This is a genomic window from Marinoscillum sp., from assembly GCF_040222955.1.
Taxonomy (GTDB): domain Bacteria; phylum Bacteroidota; class Bacteroidia; order Cytophagales; family Cyclobacteriaceae; genus Marinoscillum.
The window spans coordinates 212115-230531 of sequence record NZ_JAVKCA010000009.1; the positions used below are offsets into that span (position 1 = coordinate 212115).

At 45.3% G+C, this 18417-nt stretch carries 9 protein-coding genes and 1 tRNA gene; 2 read left to right on the forward strand and 8 right to left on the reverse strand.

Translation table 11 applies throughout. The features are described 5' to 3' along the window. Window position 1: 1 nt before the first annotated feature. Genes RIH33_RS08510 through RIH33_RS08535 form a run of 6 tightly spaced genes read right to left on the reverse strand, consistent with a single transcriptional unit; the run spans window position 2 to window position 10162 of the window. Window positions 2-1366: a glycoside hydrolase family 2 TIM barrel-domain containing protein gene (locus tag RIH33_RS08510; protein ID WP_406650462.1), complete on the reverse strand. Its 1365-nt coding sequence runs from the start codon at window positions 1364-1366 to the stop codon at window positions 2-4. 16 nt (window positions 1367-1382) lie between these two features. Next, entirely contained in the window at window positions 1383-2726 is a 1344-nt protein-coding gene (locus RIH33_RS08515) for a glycoside hydrolase family 2 TIM barrel-domain containing protein (protein WP_406650464.1), read from the reverse strand. Further along, the gene (locus RIH33_RS08520) at window positions 2726-4399 is read right to left on the reverse strand and encodes an FAD-dependent oxidoreductase (protein ID WP_406650466.1); all 1674 of its coding nucleotides are present in this window, start codon (window positions 4397-4399) and stop codon (window positions 2726-2728) included. The genes RIH33_RS08515 and RIH33_RS08520 overlap by 1 nt, the downstream gene beginning before the upstream one ends. A gap of 46 nt (window positions 4400-4445) precedes the next feature. Beyond that, the gene (locus RIH33_RS08525; RefSeq protein ID WP_406650467.1) at window positions 4446-5663 is read right to left on the reverse strand and encodes a hypothetical protein; all 1218 of its coding nucleotides are present in this window, start codon (window positions 5661-5663) and stop codon (window positions 4446-4448) included. Between the two features lie 19 nt (window positions 5664-5682). Next, on the reverse strand, window positions 5683-7143 hold the full coding sequence (locus tag RIH33_RS08530; protein WP_406650469.1) for a RagB/SusD family nutrient uptake outer membrane protein: 1461 nt from the start codon (window positions 7141-7143) through the stop codon (window positions 5683-5685). A gap of 13 nt (window positions 7144-7156) precedes the next feature. Further along, window positions 7157-10162, reverse strand: coding sequence for a SusC/RagA family TonB-linked outer membrane protein (locus tag RIH33_RS08535; protein ID WP_406650470.1), 3006 nt, complete (start codon window positions 10160-10162; stop codon window positions 7157-7159). Window positions 10163-10448: 286 nt separating this feature from the next. On the opposite strand from RIH33_RS08535, the gene RIH33_RS08540 reads away from it, so the two are divergent. Beyond that, window positions 10449-14279: an ATP-binding protein gene (locus tag RIH33_RS08540; protein WP_406650472.1), complete on the forward strand. Its 3831-nt coding sequence runs from the start codon at window positions 10449-10451 to the stop codon at window positions 14277-14279. 32 nt (window positions 14280-14311) lie between these two features. Here RIH33_RS08540 and RIH33_RS08545 read toward each other — a convergent pair. Then, a tRNA-Glu gene (locus tag RIH33_RS08545) sits at window positions 14312-14383 on the reverse strand. A 437-nt stretch (window positions 14384-14820) separates the two neighbouring features. Here RIH33_RS08545 and gap point away from each other — a divergent pair. Then, complete coding sequence (gene gap / locus RIH33_RS08550) at window positions 14821-15825, forward strand: type I glyceraldehyde-3-phosphate dehydrogenase (RefSeq protein ID WP_406650473.1); 1005 nt, start codon at window positions 14821-14823, stop codon at window positions 15823-15825. Window positions 15826-15906: 81 nt separating this feature from the next. Here the strand turns inward: gap and RIH33_RS08555 are convergent, their stop codons facing one another. Beyond that, window positions 15907-18234, reverse strand: a complete 2328-nt coding sequence (locus RIH33_RS08555; protein WP_406650475.1) for a glucan 1,4-alpha-maltotetraohydrolase domain-containing protein — start codon at window positions 18232-18234, stop codon at window positions 15907-15909. Between the last annotated feature and the right edge of the window lie 183 nt (window positions 18235-18417).

Sequence of the window (18417 nt, forward strand, 5' to 3'; positions counted from 1 at the left end):
CTTATTTTTCTACTTTAAATGGGATCGCAGCAAAGGCTACGTTTTCATGGCTATCATGCACAAATGCATACAATCTGTACTCACCTTCACCGGGCATGTTAAACGTCACTGATTTCTGATCACTGGAGGTAAATAGTCCTTCTAAACCAGGCAAAGAGCCTTCAAAACGCTGATCTCGATAAATCACCAGACCTTCCCGGACAATCTGCCATTCGTAGGTCAACTGATCACCCTCCAAATCAACTGCTTTGATACTGGCGTAATTTTCATCTCCCACTTTGAGCACAATATCATCCACGTCGGTTTTCCCATTGAGTGTCAGGCTTTCAGATGATTCAATGCGGGGTGCCCGGTTGGCCGGATATCCTCCTTTCCATGAGTAGTACATGGACTGTGCAGCCGCCAGTGGCTTCTTTTTGGTAGTGAACAAACCATACCAGGTAGCTACTGCCCCGTGGGTTTGATACCCCCACAGGAAGGTATAAGAACCGATACACCCTTTGTTGATATTTGCAGCAATGTGCTGGGAATATACATCTGTATAGACCTGTGCCTTTTCTGTGCTGGTCAGCTCATAAATACCACCCCATGGGGTCGTGGGTACGTTGCCCCAGGTACCATTCGGACCCCATTCGGTAATCATGTAGGGCTTGGTCCAACCCGCTCCGGCTATTTTGCCCTGAGCGAGAGAAATGGCATTGTAGGTATTTACACTTAAAATATCCAAAGATGGTGCGCGCTGAGCAATTTCCACAATATCTGTAGGGTCAGCCCCGGCAAGCACCGTAGTGGTCAGGTGATTGGTGTCAAGCTCATGAATCATGTCAGAAACCTCACCAATAAAATTCCACACTTTATAGTTTGTGTACCTGGAATCTACTTCATTACCTATCCCCCAGATCATCACTGCCGGATGATCTTTGAATTGTAACACTTCTTGTCTGATGCGCTCTTTTTGCTTGACAACCTCTTGTTCATTATTATAGTCAAAGCCGTCGGTTTCCCTGTTGACCCATATGCCCAGACAAACCGTGAGTTTATTCTCCAGCGCACTATCAAGAACAGCCTGAGTATCTTCGTTGACCCCATAGGTTCGGATAGAATTGCCGCCATACGCTGGCACCAAATCGATGAAGTTATTGTAGGCAGCGCCTTTCACGAAATAGGGTTGACCGTTTCTGTAGAGCCGAGGTATCTCACCTTCGTAGATGATTTCGGCTTTTACAGGACCATTTGTGGGATAATCTCCTGGAACCTGGTCTTTACCTTCATCTTCCCTGCTGATAGATTCTTCCTGACAGGCACAAAATACCGGTAGCATGGCGATTGAAACAATCCATAAAAGTGATCTTGACGTTTGATTCATACCTGTTCTTTAAGTTTTAATCTACAATAAATGGAATTACAGCATTGGCTACCTTGCCAAAATTGTCCTTCACAAAAACATACAACCGGTACTGCCCGGTGCTAATAGCTTTAATTTCAGCATTGCTGCCATTATCTACAACCACCCAACCAGATAGACCCGGAGGACGATTGCCCAGTGGTGCTCCTTCCTGCACGACTACCCACTGATAAGTAAGTGGGTCTGTATCTTCCGCGTTGACCACCGCTGGATAAGTTTTGTTTCGTTCGAGTGTGATACCATCAAACGCCTGTTTTCCATTCAACAGAAATTTAGTGCGATCAGTGATAACCGGAGCCCTATTGGCCGGATAGACACCTGTCCATCCATATTGCAGAACATCAGCCATCCCGTATGTATAGCCTTCCTCATTAAAAAAAGCATGCCAGTTGCGTCTACTACCTGATTGATGAGAGGCCTGATCACCCCATAAAAAGGCAAATGACCCCATGCATCCATAGGCAATGTTAGGCAGCACATCATCGTTGTAAATCTCATCAATGAACTGAGCCTTTTCGGTAGATGTGGGCTCAACTAATGCGCCCCAAGACAGAGCCGGGGATTCGGGAAATCCTTTAGGAAGGGCTCTATTGCCAAATTCACTCAGTATAAAGCCAATATCCCATCCAGCCTCTTCGAGGTGCGGCACTACCAAACCAGATTGTGGGTACTTGGCATTGCTCGAAAAGAAATCAAGGTCCGGTGCCCACTTTTGCATGTCAAGTAACTTTTCAACACTGGAATTGATAATGGCAATAGTGGTGGGGTGATCAGGATCCTCACGATGTATCATTTCGCTCACCTGGTTTACAGCCTCCCACATCGCCTGTTTGTTTACATTGTCGTCGTAATGACCGTCCAGCTCATTTCCAAGGATCCAAAAAAGGAGTGCCGGATGATCCTTATATTCACGCACTTGCCGGGTGAGCATCTCCAACTGCTCCTGGACCAGAACTGGATCAGTATAATCAAAACCATACTCGGGCTGCTGAAGCCATAACCCAAAGGCTACGGACAAACCAGACTCATGCGCACGATCCATGATGGTCATGGTGGAATCGTTGATCCCGTAGGTTCTGATTGTGTTACCACCAAATTCCGTTATCCGATCGTAATACTGACCTCCTGCTGCTCCTTTGATGAAAAAAGGCTTGCCATCCTTATACATCTTCCATGTACCACTTGCCTTGCTCACCTGAACTTTGGCGGGCCCGAGTTGTAGGTCATCAACCTTGCCTGGTTTGTTTTCCACGTCTTGCTCACAGGCCATGATCAGAAGGACCCCAATCAATAAACTTGTTGCTTTAAGTGGGTGATACATTAATCTCTTCTTAAGATTTGACCATCTTGTATGAGCCTCTCCTCCAGCTGCTCATATGGAACGTCCTGTACACTTTGTCCATTCTCTATACTTAGCACAGCTGCTGTGGCCGCTGACTGACCTAGCACCATGTAGACAGGCTCCATGCGAATAGACCCAAAGGCCACGTGAGAAGCGGACAAACAGACGGGTACCAACAGATTGTCACATTCATTTTTCTTAGGTCGGATCGATTGGTAGCTAATAGGGTAATTGGGGGTTCCCATCCAATAGGTTCCTTCTCTTCTCAGCTGACCCTTTTCATCTACTACCGTGGATACATAGTGGCAGTCGAGCCAATACGTAGCCAGGCCTACTGACTCAGGAGCAACTTCATTTCCTTTGCAATTGTGCTCTGTCATCACATAGTCGCTCATCATTCGTCGAGCTTCCCTTACATAGAGCTGGTGAGGAAAATTGTCATTGTCAATGAACTCATCTTTAGCCAGTCCCCAGTTTTGCATTTCCTCTCGGATGTTCTCTGGTACTCTAGGGTCATTGCCCAAAAACCAAAGCTTCCCTAGTGCATAATCTTTATGCATTTGCGCGATTTTTTCCCGCGTTTCATAGTCACCCTCCGTATAGTCATAATTGGCTCCCACAAAATCCAAATGATTGGTATCTGTCTTTCTGTTAGGCATTGGTGTGAGGGTAATGAGTTTTTTTCTTAACGGGATATTAGGATCCAGTTTGAGCTGCCTGGCCTGCACTTCATACCAAAACGAATTGTAATTTTCCGGCTTTTCTATCGGCCTCATATTGTTTGGATCGTCCGTAAGGGTAAGACGGTAGCAGTAGGACTGCATGCGTTTATCAGCACTTCCGGGTTTGATATCAGGATTATTTTCAATGAATGGCAGCAGACCCGATGATGGATCACCTTCTCTCAAATAAGGATCCACGGAAATCTCCCCACTTTCACTCTGCACACCAATGATGTCGTTCATTCGAAACCCATTATAAGTTTCCTTAAAATCCTTATTCGAATCTCTTCCATAAGCATATGATACTCCGGCCTTAGCCATCAGGTCACCCTCATATGTAGCATCGATAAAGACCTGAGCGGTGTATTCTTCTCCGGTCTCCATCTTGATGCGCTCTATAGACTTACCATTTTTAAATACTCCATTATCCAGATCAAGTCGCTGATTGAAAACCACCTGCACCCCTGCTTCCAGCAGCATCGTGCGCATAATATCTTCCGCCACATGAGACTCGTACACCCATTGCATGGACAGTGAATCACGCTTACCCTGGAATACCCGCTTCACGATGGATTCGAAATATTCTTCCCGATCCTGGTTTTTCCAGGCTGCCGGATGAAGATAATACTGATAGATACGCTGATAAAACTCCCTGGAAAGACCTCCGATAGAAAGGTGCGAGTTGATATCCGTGGCAGTGAGCCCTGATGTAGTGGTCCCTCCCACATGATTGGTATTGGAAATGAGTACTACATTTTTGCCCATTCGGCCTGCCTGCACCGCGGCGGTTACCCCAGCGGAGGTTTCTCCATACACGCAGATGTCATATTGGGCATACGTACCCAAACTTAAAAAAATCAGGGCTACAAAAATGCTGTTTCTAAATCGGGATGTCTTGAATCGAAACATAAATTGGTTTTCTAATTTCATATAATGATTTAGTAAGAGGGGAACCAATGGTTCCCCTCCATTTCTCTTATTGTTGTACTTTATAGTCGAAAGTGATCGAACCTGATGAGCTGGCCACTATGGTTTTTACCAAAATCAGCGCATACTCTTCATTGACAGTCTTAATGGCGAGGATCTCCCCTTCTTCTGTTTTAGTAATGTTCTCAGCGGAAGGCTCACTGGCGTCAAACGTTTCCAGAATCAGCTTATCGTCCGCTATGGCATAGAAGTCATCAGAAGTCATCAACTCCGCAGACACTCTCCTGATTTCAAGGCTGTTTCTTACCGTCCAGTTACCTAGCCAGTCGTCACCCCAATTGGTGGTATTGTAGATAAACTGAGCGGCATTGCTGTATGTGGGAGCGAATAGATTGATTCCACTAGACCCACTTCTAAACGTACCCATATCCACATTCGCACTATTGGCCTTTGCCTCCGGAACTGTATAAATCACATTTTCTGACAAGTCAATGAATGGTCCCACTTCCGGATTGCCCTGCATTCCCAGTACCACATCCAGGTGTGTGTCTATTGCCAACGGCACGCGCTCACCTATCACAAACAAGGTATAACTTATCTCATCGGACTTGAGCTCGTCATCGGTGGCCCTGAACGTAAAAGTGACGTCCTTACCTCCATCCTCAGACACCAGTACATATTGAAAATGATAAGTATGAGCAAACGAGTTTTCGAAGGAGGACACAGTAAGCCCCTCGATCGGATTATCATAGAGTAGAGTCTCTATCTTATCCAGCTCATCTTCAGACTTGATTTGCACTTCAAAATCCAGTGTATCCCCCACCTCTAGCGTGTCTGGCAAGATCTCTGGAAGTGTAAACTCCATATTTACCGGCTCCAGGACAACCTCCACCAAATAGCTCACGTCATACGTAAACCCTCTCTTATCATGTGCCACTACTGCAAACTCTTGTGTGCTTCCCAGGTCGGCATTGGTTGGTTTGTAGCTAAACTGGTACTGATAATGCTTTGGATCGTCAAACGATGTGATTTCAGATCCATCTAACGTTTGAAAATCGACTTTAAGCTCTACCTTTTCTAAGCCCGCTTCGGCATATACTTCGATAGGGAAGCTGATCACCTTATTGGGGAAAGCCGTCTCAGGAGCCGTAGTGGGAACCTGAACATAAAATACAGGATTGCCAATTTCGTCAATTGCCTCTGTGTCACATGCACCGAGCACACAAAGTACAAGGATCCATACTATGATGTATTGAATATTTTTCATGGTTTTCATCTTTTGGGTATCAGTAATCATCATTTTGATCCAGGAGATCGTTCACAAGTCGTTCCTGCTCCGGGATCGGAAACAGTAAGTGTTTGTCCAGCACTAAAATGGAAGGATCTTGTGCGGTCACAGCTTCTTTTAGTCGGCCCCATCTTAGTAGGTCAAACCTGCGCTGTCCCTCAAAGGCAAACTCACGCCTTCTCTCCACCATGAGACTATCCAAAAACTGTTCCTTGGACAGGCCGGCAGTCAGGTCAGCAGGTGACGCCACCTCCAGTGGATATCCAAAACCTCTTCTTCGGATCTGATTGAATGCATCGTAAGCCAATGCCGTTGGTCCATTCAGTTCGTTTTCAGCTTCTGCGTACATCATCAGCACATCCGCATAGCGCAGGATATAGTAGTTATTGCCGCCATCACCTACAGTGGTCGCCTGTGGGTCCTGATATTTGTTTACGTAGTATGGATACTGAACCGAAGAAGGAGCCCCAGGCACGAATAACACGTTCACGTCCCTTCGATTGTCATCCGGCGCATAGATATTGTAGTGATTCTCGGTAACTGGATTGTCACCATACCCTGAAAACTCTCCCTCTCCCGGAGCTCTTACTGAAGCAGGGGGTTTGAAAAATCCCTGATAAGAGGAGCTAACTGAACCATCCGTACCTCCGGTACTTACAAACTGAATTTCAAAAATCGACTCTCCAACATTCTCATTGGCGATATCAAAAACCTGCTCATAAGTAGGCCAAAGTGCATATTGTCCCATGTCCATGACGGCCTGAGCTGCCTCTTTGGCTTTTTCATATTCCTTGTTGGTCAGGTAGACTTTGGCCAGAAGTGCAGTAGCTGCACCTTTGGTGGGCCTGCCATAATCGTCAGGGCTATACTGGGTAGGTAAGCTGCTTTCACTAGCCATCAGATCACTAATGATCAGCTGATAAACAGAGTCCACAGAAGTTCTCCGTACCTGAAGGCCTTCCAATGTAGTGGTGGGTTTGGTAACCAGAGGTACCTTTCCAAACAATCGAACCATATTGAAATACATCATGCCTCTTAAGAAATGGGCTTCACCCAAAAATCTGGACTTGACCTCCTCATCTATGGACATATCAGCCACCCGGTCCAATACAATATTGGTCCTGTTGATGTTCTTATAATGGTTTTCCCAAAAACGGTATATAAGATCGGACGAGGCATCGAATTGAAATTTATCCATCTGCAGCTTGTTGATATTGCTGGTGTTGCGGCCATAGCCCCATTCCGCGTCATCAGTCCCTTGTGACTGTACCACTTCCATGAATTGGTTGTATACATCATGCGTCTGCATGGAGGCATACATGGCATTCACCGCTGCCTCTGCATCTTGCTCGGTTTCAAAGAGATTTTCCGCTGTGTTGATACCATCTGGCTTTATATCCAGATCAGAGCACGCACCCAAAGCTATTGCTGTAAGAATCGTATAGAATATTTTTTTCATCGTTTTACTCTATTTAGAATGATAGATTGAAACCTGCTGTAAACACCTTGGTATTAGGATATGCTCCTGAATCAAAGCCCTGACTAATATTGTCAGAACCGTACCTGCTCACCTCTGGATCAAGACCAGTATAGTCAGTGAATGTGAACAGATTTTGGGCGTTGACATATACTCTCAAGACACTCACTCCCAGTTTGTCCAGTGCTCCTGATGGTATGGTATAAGCCAGTTGTACATTTTTCACACGGAGGTAAGATCCGTCTTCCACATACCTGTCGTAAGACACATCGGTGGGCTTGGTTGCCGTGGCTCTGGGGACATCAGTATCTGTATTTTCCGGAGTCCACCTGTCCAGCACTGTAGTCCGCTGATTTTGGTTACCCGTCAGGTTTTCAAGTGTGCGAAGATTCAGGTTATAAAGGTCGTTACCGTATACATACTGCAGCAAGACCGATAAGTCAAACCCTTTGTAGGAGAAGGTGTTGTTAAACCCTCCGAAGAACTGTGGTTGAGCATTTCCTATAATTTGCCTGTCACTTTCATTGATCACGCCATTTTCATCAAGATCCACAAACCTTACATCACCAGGCTTTGCTGAAGGCTGAGCTGAAGCAGCTACTTCTTCAGTGCTTTGGAACAATCCATCAGAAACGTAACCGTAGAATGTGCCCAAGCTCTGATTGATCCTTAAGACTGTTGGAGACGAGGCAGGTATGATCTCGCCTTCCTCTCCCAGGCTCGTAATCTTATTTTTATTGAAGGTAAGGTTAAACCCAGATGTCCATTTAAAACCACGATCCAGAATCACTCCATTGAGAGAAAACTCCACACCCTTGTTTTCCACTGCCCCTATATTCTTCATCCCTGAGCTGAAGCCTGAAGTGGTAGGAATGGTCACTCTGAGCAATAGATCATTGGTCTTTTTGTAGTACGCATCTGTAACAAATGTCAGTCTATTCTTAAAGAAACCCATTTCCAGACCTACATCTGCTTGTGTGGTTCGCTCCCATTTGAGGTTCCTGTTACCCACTTGAGAGGGAGTGATCCCTGTCACTATCCGATCACCAAACACATACTTGGTACCATCCCAAAGATCAAGCGAAGGGTAGTTTCCTATGCCATCCTGATTTCCTGTAATACCATAGCTCGCCCGAAATTTAAGATCGGTAAATACATTGAGATCTTGAATGAAACTTTCCTCAATGGCTCTCCATGCAATTGCCGCTGAAGGGAAGTAGCCAAATCTATTGTTGGCACCAAACCTTGACGACCCATCTGCTCTACCTGTAAGTGTCAGTAGATACCGGTCCTTAAATCCATAGTTGATTCTGGCTATGTAAGAATGTATTACCCAATTGGCTACCAATGAGCTTGGTAGCTGTGCCGCATCCGGATTACCCAGACTCAGGTCGTATGTACCTGTCACGTCATTGAGAAAACCTTGCGCTGAAGCTCCCAGAGACTCATACCTGGACGATTGCTGGGTGAATCCTCCCAGTAAATCCAGGCTGTGCTCACCAAGTGTCTTCTTATAGTTAATGGTATTCTCATTCAGCCATGTATATGTCTGCGCTGAAAATACCGATGCATCACCACCTACCTGAGAACCTGAGAATACACTCTGAGGCATGTAGGTGTCATTTTTATTGAAACTCGCATCCAGTCCCCAGGAGGTGCGGGCTGTCAGACCATCGATGATCTCCCATGAAGCATATGCGTTTCCTATGGTTCTAAAGGTCTTATTTAAGTTTTGATAACCATCCAACAATGCAATGGGATTATTAAACCCAATTCCCTGATTGTTGTACTGGGTGTAGCTCCCATCAGGCTGCTTGATAGGCAGATTTGGAGCCGTAGTGAGCATAGAGAAGATAGAGCCACTGTTGGCTCGGTTGGTTTTTACGTAGCTAGCTGTTAGGCTATTCCCAATTTTCAGCCTTTGCTTGACTTCCTTATCCAAGTTGAGTCGGAATGAATATCGCTCCAGGTCGGAAGTTTTGATGACTCCTTCCTGATTAAAATAATCAAAAGAAATCAGGTAATTGGTACCATTGTCACCTCCTGTAGCTGAGACATTATAGTTGGTCATGGGAGCCAGGTCTCTGAGCATTGCATCCTGCCAGTCTGAAGATACAGGGTTCAGGCTGGGGTCATATAAAAGCGGCCCACCATCTGCCAGGCTGGCCTCATTGGCAAGCGTCTGAAACTGCTTGGCATTGAGCAAATCGTATCGGTTTGTTTCCTTCTGAAACCCATGATAAGCATTGAAGCTTATTCTTCCTTCGCCACTTTTGCCACGCTTAGTAGTAATCAGCACCACTCCGTTACCTCCTCTGGATCCGTATATGGACGTAGCTGAGGCATCCTTGAGCACTTCTATTGACTGAATATCGTTGGGATTGATGGTATTGAGCGGATTCAGTGAGTTTGCATCCCCCTGACCAGAAGATATGGGCACCCCATCTACTACATATAGAGGTTCATTGCTTCCGTTTATGGAGTTTCCTCCCCTGATCCGTACAGAAGAGCCTGCTCCCGGCATCCCCGAACTCTGTACGAAAAATACACCCGCAGACCTGCCCTGCAATGCCTGGTCGACACTGCGAAGCGGAAGGTTTTGTATCTCTTCTGTTCTGATGGAAGAGATGGCTCCGGTTACATCCTTTTTATCCTGAGTACCGTAGCCTACTACCACTACTTCCTCTAACTCAGACATATCAATTTGTAGGGTGACATTCACCTGAGAACGTCCGTTCAAGGGGACTTCTTTGGCCAGAAATCCTATGTAACTAAAAACCAGGACGGCATCTTCTGAGGTGACAGTCAAGGTATAGTTGCCATCTATATCAGTGATGGTACCATTCATAGTGTTCTTTTCCTGGATGGTCACTCCCACGAGTGGCCCTTTGTCCTCAGCAGAAATGACGCTGCCTGAAATTCTGGCTTCCTGCGCCAGCACCTGTATGCTCCCCAAACAGAGTAGCATCAGAGAAATCCAACATCGTTTTACTATTTTCATATACTTCATTTTAGGTTGATTGATAAAGGCATGTAGCACCTGATAGTCCTGTCACAAAGCAAGCAAGGAGTTATCAATTACCTCTTTAAAAAAGGAGCACATTTCTTTGAATAAGTGTCAATCTACATCATTAAAAGTCCTTCAATTTGCCAAATAATCAATTATATAAGCTATTTGGCCTATATTGACCGGTATGATTTTCAACAGTTCGACTTGCAAATTCGGCTTAATACTCTTCCTTATTTTATGCCATAAAACTGTATACGCTCAAGCTGATTTTAATTCTGTGAATATCACGGACAGAGATGGGCTTCCTCAGAACAAAATCAAAAGTATTGTAAAGGATTCGCTCGGATATATATGGATCGGTACACAAAATGGTATTGCTCAATACAATGGATACAGATTCAAAACCTACACAGCACTAAATGATATCGAGATCACCTCTATTTTTCTGTCAGATCAAAACGACCTTTGGCTGGGGACGCACCAGGGCCTATTCTTTTTGGACAGAACTCATGACCTTTTTGACAAAGTATCACTTGGTGATATCAGACACCTTACTGCCTCGGGAGATGAAATATACTTTATCACACCAGACAGAATGTACAATCTTCGCAATGGCAAAGTTTCGGCCATTGAGTTAGAGGAGGAATCATATCTCCGACAGGTAGTACTTCAGAGTAAGAAACTGTATCTCGGGCAAGGCAAAAACCACGGGCTCGTCAAAGGAGAGATCATAAAGGGACGCCTTTCAATCAAACAACACCTCTTGGGCTCCAAAGTAATTACTTGCCTAAAGACCATCAATGATCAGGTATGGGTCGGCACATCAGATGGCCAACTCTACCATCTGACGGATGACGCGGCCATGTCGATTGCTCTTCAAAATAACCACCCTGTTAAAGATATCGTGCTTCACAATAATCAGCTTTGGGTAGGCACTGATGGAAATGGTGTGTTCATTATAGATGATAAAGAACAAATAGTAGCTCACCTCACCCACAATCAAGGTGAGAAAAACCTGATAGGCAGCAATAACATACAAAGCATATTATCAATAGATAAGGGGAGCATCTGGGTGGGAACTTATGATGCCGGGGTTTATGCCTTATCCTCCAATCAGCTACAGTTTCAAAAACTTCAGGACCTTCATTCAACGGATTTAGTGAACCTTTCAGAAAGTGCCACAGCCTTTTATCAGGATCACTCCGGAAATTTACTACTGGGAACTCCAGGTGGTTTTGTCAAAATAGATCCATCCAGCGGACAAAGCATAGAGATTGGGTTTGACAAATGTCAAAAACTCCTGGGTGGCTCCAAGGTATTGTCCATTCTGGAGACCTATGATGAACACATCTTAATAGGTACCTACGACGGTGGGATGGGATATTTCACCAAAAACCTTGAGCACATTAAAACCTTCTACCCGTTTGGAAATGAAGGACAGGAACAAAACATTAGTTTTCTATTTAACCTACCTGACCATCGGGTACTGGTAAACTCTATGTACAAAGGAATGGTGGCAATGGACTTGCAAACAGGGTTTGTAACTCCAATCGCCCTGAAAGAAAGTGGAGAAAAAGTGTTCAAATTTCAATCCCAGGCACTTCGAAAATTTAAGAACGAACTCTACGCCTATATATTTGGAAAGTCATTGTACCGGATAAACACCACCGAAGCGATGCTCGAGCTGGTGCTGACCCCTCCTTTACCCCTCAATGATTTTTATCTAAACAGCGATGGTACATTTTGGCTGGCGACACGTGGGGAGGGCTTAATACTCACCTCTCCTGATGGAGAAACAATCAGGCAAATAGATATAGAAGATGGGCTCCCGTCCAACTTTCTACTGAGAGTAGAAAAAGACCACACCAATCATCTATGGATCAGTAGTATCTCCGGGCTTTCCAAAATAGATGCCAGCGGCGAGGTTACTACCTTTGACCATAGGCACGGACTTCCCTCCAGAGAATTTACGCCATTTACTTCCACAGTACTACAAAATAACAACCTCCTCTTTGGTACGGTGAAGGGATTTGTGCTCACCAATACAAATGCAAATCCTCAAGGATCATCCCCTCCAAAAACCATTATTTCAGATATCACCTTTCAAAACCAAAGCATTAAAACTCTGGGAGATGAACTATTGACCAGTCCTGTTGAGACGTTGGTTAATCTGGAATTGCCCTTTTACCGGAATTCATTTACAGTTCACTTCTTTAATGATGACTATTCTTTACCAAAGTTCAATAAGTTCAAATACAGGATGTTAGGACTTGAGAAGGATTGGATTGACCTGGAAGAAAACACTCAAACCACCTATACTAATCTGTCCCCCGGTAATTATCAGTTTCAGGTAAGCTCATCCAACAAATACGGCACGCAAAACGACCAGCCAACGACATTAAATATTTTCATCTCGCCCCCCTGGTACATGTCATGGTGGGCATATCTGGTTTACCTTCTTGTAGGGATTGGCCTGGGCTACATCATCTATAGAATTATGCTCTACCGCACACACATGCTAAAGGAACTGGAGTTTTCTGAATACAAGATTCAAACCATAAGAGACCTCAACGAAAAGAAACTGCAATTTTTCACCAACATCACCCATGATTTCAAAACACCCCTCACCCTGATATCAGCCCCACTGGAAGAACTACTGGAAGATCAAACGATAGGTGATCGGGGAAAAAACAACCTGGGGCTGATCAAGCGGAATTCGGATCGTTTGTATCACCTCATTATTGACCTGCTTGATTTCCGAAAGATCAACAACCCTGACACACTTCAGCTTGAAGTTTCAGAAACTGATATGGCGCGGTTTTTACAAGATCTGTACGAACCCTTCCACAGCGCATGTGTACATCAGGAAATCCTATTGACACTAGATAACCAATGCTCGCCACCCGTTTTCATAGACACCGAAAAGGTCAAGCGCATTCTCTGGAATGTCCTGTCAAACGCCCTCAAATTCACTCCAAGAAACGGAAAGATCAATATTAACTGTAGCCTTGATGGAGACAAAATACTCCTTAGCATTGTAGATACAGGTAAAGGCATGACCGAAAGTGAAATCAAGCTATTGTTTAATCGCTATTACCAGACAGGGCATGAAGTGGAAAACAAGGAATTTGGCACTGGGTTGGGCATGGCTATCGTAAAGGGCCTAATTAATAGCCATCGGGGTGAGATCAATGTGGTCTCGCAACCTGGATCCGGCACATCCTTTCACATTGAATTGCCTTGGAAAAAAGAATCTTACTCCGCCGCAGAACTTAACACCAAGCCAAAAGGAAATTACAGGTATCTGCCTCCAGTATTAAGTACCCGAGAGCCAATACAAACAAGTGTGCCCGGGCGGTATAACCTGCCTACGGTGCTGATCTGCGAGGACAATCCGGAGCTCAACGAATTTCTGGTGCAAATATTTGAGCGAGACTACAAGGTCGTAAAGTGCTTTGATGGGGAGGAAGGATTTAGTCTCGCACTAAAAAAGACACCCGATCTAATCATTAGTGATGTAATGATGCCGAAAATGGATGGCTATGAGTTTTGTAAAAAAATCAAGTCCAACATAGATACCTCTCACACCCCAGTCATACTTTTAACCGCTAACAGCTCTCTGGACAAGCAAATAAAAGGCATGAGCTATGGTGCGGATATCTACATTACCAAACCCTTCAAAACGGAATTTCTTCTGGCATCAGCTGTCTCTATTCTGGAGAACCGACAAAAACTTCGAGAGAAGTTTCAAGGTCTACAAAAAATCAATGAGCCTGAAGAAAGTATCACCAGGCACGATCAGGAGTTCATGAACAAACTGCGAGATTTTGTCAATGCGAATCTGACGAACCCTGATTTATCAATCGAACTGCTGGCTGAGGTCATGAATTGCAGTAAATCCAGCCTGATCAGAAAAGTAAAGGCACTCACCGGAATCACGCCGATGACATTTCTGAGAACCTACAGACTCAATACTGCCTACGAACTCCTCACTAAAGAGAACCTTACAGTCAGTGAAGTCTCCTACAAAACAGGATTTTCTGATCCCAACTACTTCGCCACAAGCTTCAAAAAACACTTCGGCAAGAATCCCTCTCAGGTCGGTTAAACAAAAAAAGCCACTCTGGCGAGTGGCTTTTGTAGTCCGTAGGGGAATCGAACCCCTGTTACCAGGATGAAAACCTGGCGTCCTAACCCCTAGACGAACGGACCATAACTTTTATCAATATTCTGTCTTTTGCCTTATTCAAAGCAGGTTTTCCGAAAACCTGGCTCCCGATAACTATCGGGACTAACCCCTAGACGAACGGACCATTTTGTATTTGGTGGTGCAAAAATAGATAAGCTCCTTTATTATGCAAATGTTGACCGCAATTATTTTCAAAAAAAATTCTCCCCAAAATATTTCCACTGCACGCCCCCCGTTTCCGTTGTGAATTTTTCAAAATCCGGCGCAAAAAACTAAAAATCCACCAGCGTTGAAATTATATATGCCCGCCAACCAAAGATAATATGGAAACCTCCCTGAGCCTCAGGACTGTAGAGCTGAAAATACTAAAAAAGTGTTCTTTTTGGAAATTTGTTTCTGAATAATCTAGTTATAGATTTGCATCGAATTTGAGCAAAACATTTCAAAACCAATATATATTATGTCAAAAGTAAAAATCGGAATCAATGGATTCGGAAGAATCGGCAGACTGGTATTCAGAGTAGCCGCTGAAAATCCGAATATTGAAGTGGTGGGAATCAACGACCTTATAGATGTTGATTACATGGCTTATATGCTAAAGTACGATTCTACACACGGCCAGTTCAAGGGCGATGTAGAAGTAAAAGACGGCAAACTGGTAGTAAATGGCTCTGCAATTCGCGTAACCTCAGAAAGAAACCCCGCTGACCTTAAGTGGAGCGATGTAGGCGCTGAGTACATTGTAGAATCTACCGGACTCTTTCTCACCAAAGAATCAGCTAAGGGGCACATCGATGCAGGTGCGAAAAAAGTAATCATGTCTGCTCCTTCTAAGGACGACACCCCAATGTTCGTAATGGGTGTCAACCAGGACGCTTATACCTCGGATATGGTGTATGTATCCAACGCCTCATGTACCACCAACTGTCTGGCTCCGATTGCCAAGGTTTTGAATGATAAATTCGGAATTGAGTCTGGCCTGATGACTACTGTACATGCTACTACTGCTACACAGAAAACCGTAGACGGACCGTCTATGAAAGACTGGAGAGGCGGAAGAGGTGCCGGACAGAACATCATCCCTTCTTCTACCGGAGCTGCTAAAGCTGTTGGTAAAGTAATCCCTGAGTTGAACGGTAAGCTGACTGGTATGTCTTTCAGAGTACCTACGCCTGATGTTTCTTGTGTGGACCTTACCGTCAACCTGAAAACTGAAACCACCTACGAAGAAGTATGTGCGGCCATGAAAGCTGCTGCTGAAGGCCCGTTGAAAGGCATTCTTGGATACACTGAAGATGCCGTAGTGTCTAACGACTTCCTGGGTGATCCCAGAACTTCTATCTTCGATGCGGGTGCAGGTATCCAGCTGACCCCTAAGTTCTTGAAAGTGGTATCATGGTATGACAATGAGTGGGGCTACTCCACTAAGGTTGTTGAGCTATTGGAGTTCATCGCTACCAAATAAGAGATCACAAATCATTAAAAAGGGGTTCGGACTAAAATTCGAACCCCTTTTTTTATTCTGTCTGGTTAGAACCACTCAAGATTATTTCACCACAATCTTCCGGGTATACTGTTCACCATTCACCGACATCCTCACGATATACATCGCGTTGGACGGTGGTAACTGGCTCGCCTGAAAAGTGATTTGATGCCCCCCTTCGGGTAATTCTGAATCAAAAAGTTTCATGCTTTGCCCACTGGTATTAAAGACCTCCAACCTGACATGCGCGGCCGATGCCAAACCAAATGACACGCTGGCTTGTGAGAAAAATGGATTGGGATAAATGGTCAGGTCACTTTCATCCAAAATAGCCGTACGACTACCGCTTCCAGACCAGCTCCCATTGGCGTAATACGATGTGGGGCCACAGGTATATAAGTCGGCAGTCTGATTGGCTCCGTTGTTATTGAAGATCACATTGGAGCAATTCGCGGGAATCACCCCGTAGTACCAACCGTCACCATTGTCAGTAAGCGCACTCCCGGGCCAACCATTGGTGTAGGTCTGTCCACCCCCCCAGGCATAGAAATGAGAATACCCCTGAACATAGACCGTGAGGGAACTTCCACCCCCATTAGGGTCTGAGGCATACCATGCACCATTGCTGTAATAAGGAGCATCATTACAGGTATACAAATCATTGGTCTGATTACTGCCATTGTTGCTAAAAATGATGTTGGCACAGTCCTTTGAAATGGTGATTTCACTCCATCCGTTGGGCCCTGATCCCAAAGCCGATCCTGGCCAGGCACCGAGCAACGGGTTCAAATTGGCATCCCAGGCATAGGCATGGGTGTAGCTCTGTGCATATACGGTCATGGAGCCGGTACCACCACCGCCTCCTCCACCTGGCTCGTTGGCATGCCATGTGCCATTCTCATAGTAGGGCATATCATTGCAGGTATTGAGGTCTGCGGTCTGACCTGCTCCATTGTTGCTAAAAATGATATTAGAGCAATCAGCCCCGATGGTCACTTCATTCCATCCGCCCGCCCCGGCTGTCAGCGCAGTACCTGGCCAGGCACCGAGTAATGGGTTTTGATTACTATCCCAGGCATACGCATGAGTGAACCCCTGGACGTAAACCGTCATGGAGCCACCTCCACCTCCGCCTCCGCCACCGGTGCCACCTTCAGACCATACGGCATAGTTAGTTCCTGAAGCACTCAACGTCCATGTGCTGCCCATGCCCTCGGCCGCAGGGTCTCCCCAGTTGCCATAGCCCATCTTTAAGAAAACGGTATGGACATCTCCAGCGATGGAGGCCACATATAATCCATTTTCACTGCGATGAATCGTTACCGGGCTTTGACTATGGATTCCAGCACCCTTCCTCACCTGAATCAGCGCCTTGATCTCATCAGTCACCGCCGTTCCCCACTCATACATGTGGGGCCAGTAAATACACGGTACTCCGGGATGTGTCAAAAGGTAAGCATATGACTGACCTACGTTATTACCATTCAATACATTATTACCAGGATCATAGTCAGGCGTATCATGGTTTTCAATGAAGGTGGTATAATGACGCGGATCCCAGCCAATACCCCCCGAAGGTGCTCCCTGTGACGACAAGTAAGAATAATTATTGTCCTTGATGACCGCCTTAAGAGTATAATAAGTGGAAAAATCGAAGGCCGTGGAACCCGTGGCATTTACCCAGTCCTGTACCACCTGCTTGTTGGCATTCCAATTTTCACCCACGGAAAACGTGGGGTTGGTATGCCCATTGTATACAGTGAAATAATAAGGATCAAAACCATGAACAAAGTCATATCGCCAGCCATCATAGCCAATGGCCTTCAGGTTGTCCAAAAATGCCTTAATGTCATTTTGAACAAAACCTTGTGAATGATCAATATCCCTGGCGGCGGCATATGGGGTGCCTGAGTCGTAATTACCTCTGAGAGAGATGCCACTATAAGCCGAATTGCTCCAGACTTCATCGTCAGCGGTAATGGAGTTGGTGCCCCATGTAGGGTTAGTGAAATCCACCCAGTTGGTAGAGCCCACCCGATGGTTCACCACAATGTCCGCAATGGCCTCTATGCCCAGCCCGTTGAGGGTAGAGAGCAGGCTCTGATGCTCAGCAAGTGATCCGTATGAATTAGCAAAATTATTGAGCTCCCTGGGGAGATAGCCCTCCAATGACCCGGCATCACTCGGAGGCGGGAGCCAGATCATGTCTATACCCGCAGCATTCATATCGGCAGATTTGCCTTCCAGGTGACTGTACCAGTCACCAGGGTAATCATGGGAAGATTCCCAGTAAAAACCCTGAAGCAGTACCCGACTGTCATTGGCAACCTGAGCACCGGCGGCCATCATGAGCAGTAAAAAAGCGAAAGAAAGTAAGAGGTGTTTCATCATAGATTGGATTTGGTTAGTAATTAAAATTTGTAAACCAATCTCTCCACTTATCACCTCATATTCGCTTCATTTCATAACGCGAGACAGCTCACATAGCCCGATTGATCCAGTGGCACTATGAGTTACAAGACTCAAAAAACCTGCCTGAGACGCCCAAAACAGATGAAAACATCAAAATGGCGT

Excerpts from the sequence above, each read along its gene's own strand:
- gap (WP_406650473.1), top strand. The coding sequence starts at position 14,821 with ATGTCAAAAGTAAAAATCGGAATCAATGGATTCGGAAGAATCGGCAGA.
- RIH33_RS08535 (WP_406650470.1), bottom strand. The coding sequence starts at position 10,162 with ATGAAAATAGTAAAACGATGTTGGATTTCTCTGATGCTACTCTGTTTG.
- RIH33_RS08515 (WP_406650464.1), bottom strand. The coding sequence starts at position 2,726 with ATGTATCACCCACTTAAAGCAACAAGTTTATTGATTGGGGTCCTTCTG.
- RIH33_RS08555 (WP_406650475.1), bottom strand. The coding sequence starts at position 18,234 with ATGATGAAACACCTCTTACTTTCTTTCGCTTTTTTACTGCTCATGATG.
- RIH33_RS08525 (WP_406650467.1), bottom strand. The coding sequence starts at position 5,663 with ATGAAAAATATTCAATACATCATAGTATGGATCCTTGTACTTTGTGTG.
- RIH33_RS08520 (WP_406650466.1), bottom strand. The coding sequence starts at position 4,399 with ATGAAATTAGAAAACCAATTTATGTTTCGATTCAAGACATCCCGATTT.
- RIH33_RS08530 (WP_406650469.1), bottom strand. The coding sequence starts at position 7,143 with ATGAAAAAAATATTCTATACGATTCTTACAGCAATAGCTTTGGGTGCG.
- RIH33_RS08510 (WP_406650462.1), bottom strand. The coding sequence starts at position 1,366 with ATGAATCAAACGTCAAGATCACTTTTATGGATTGTTTCAATCGCCATG.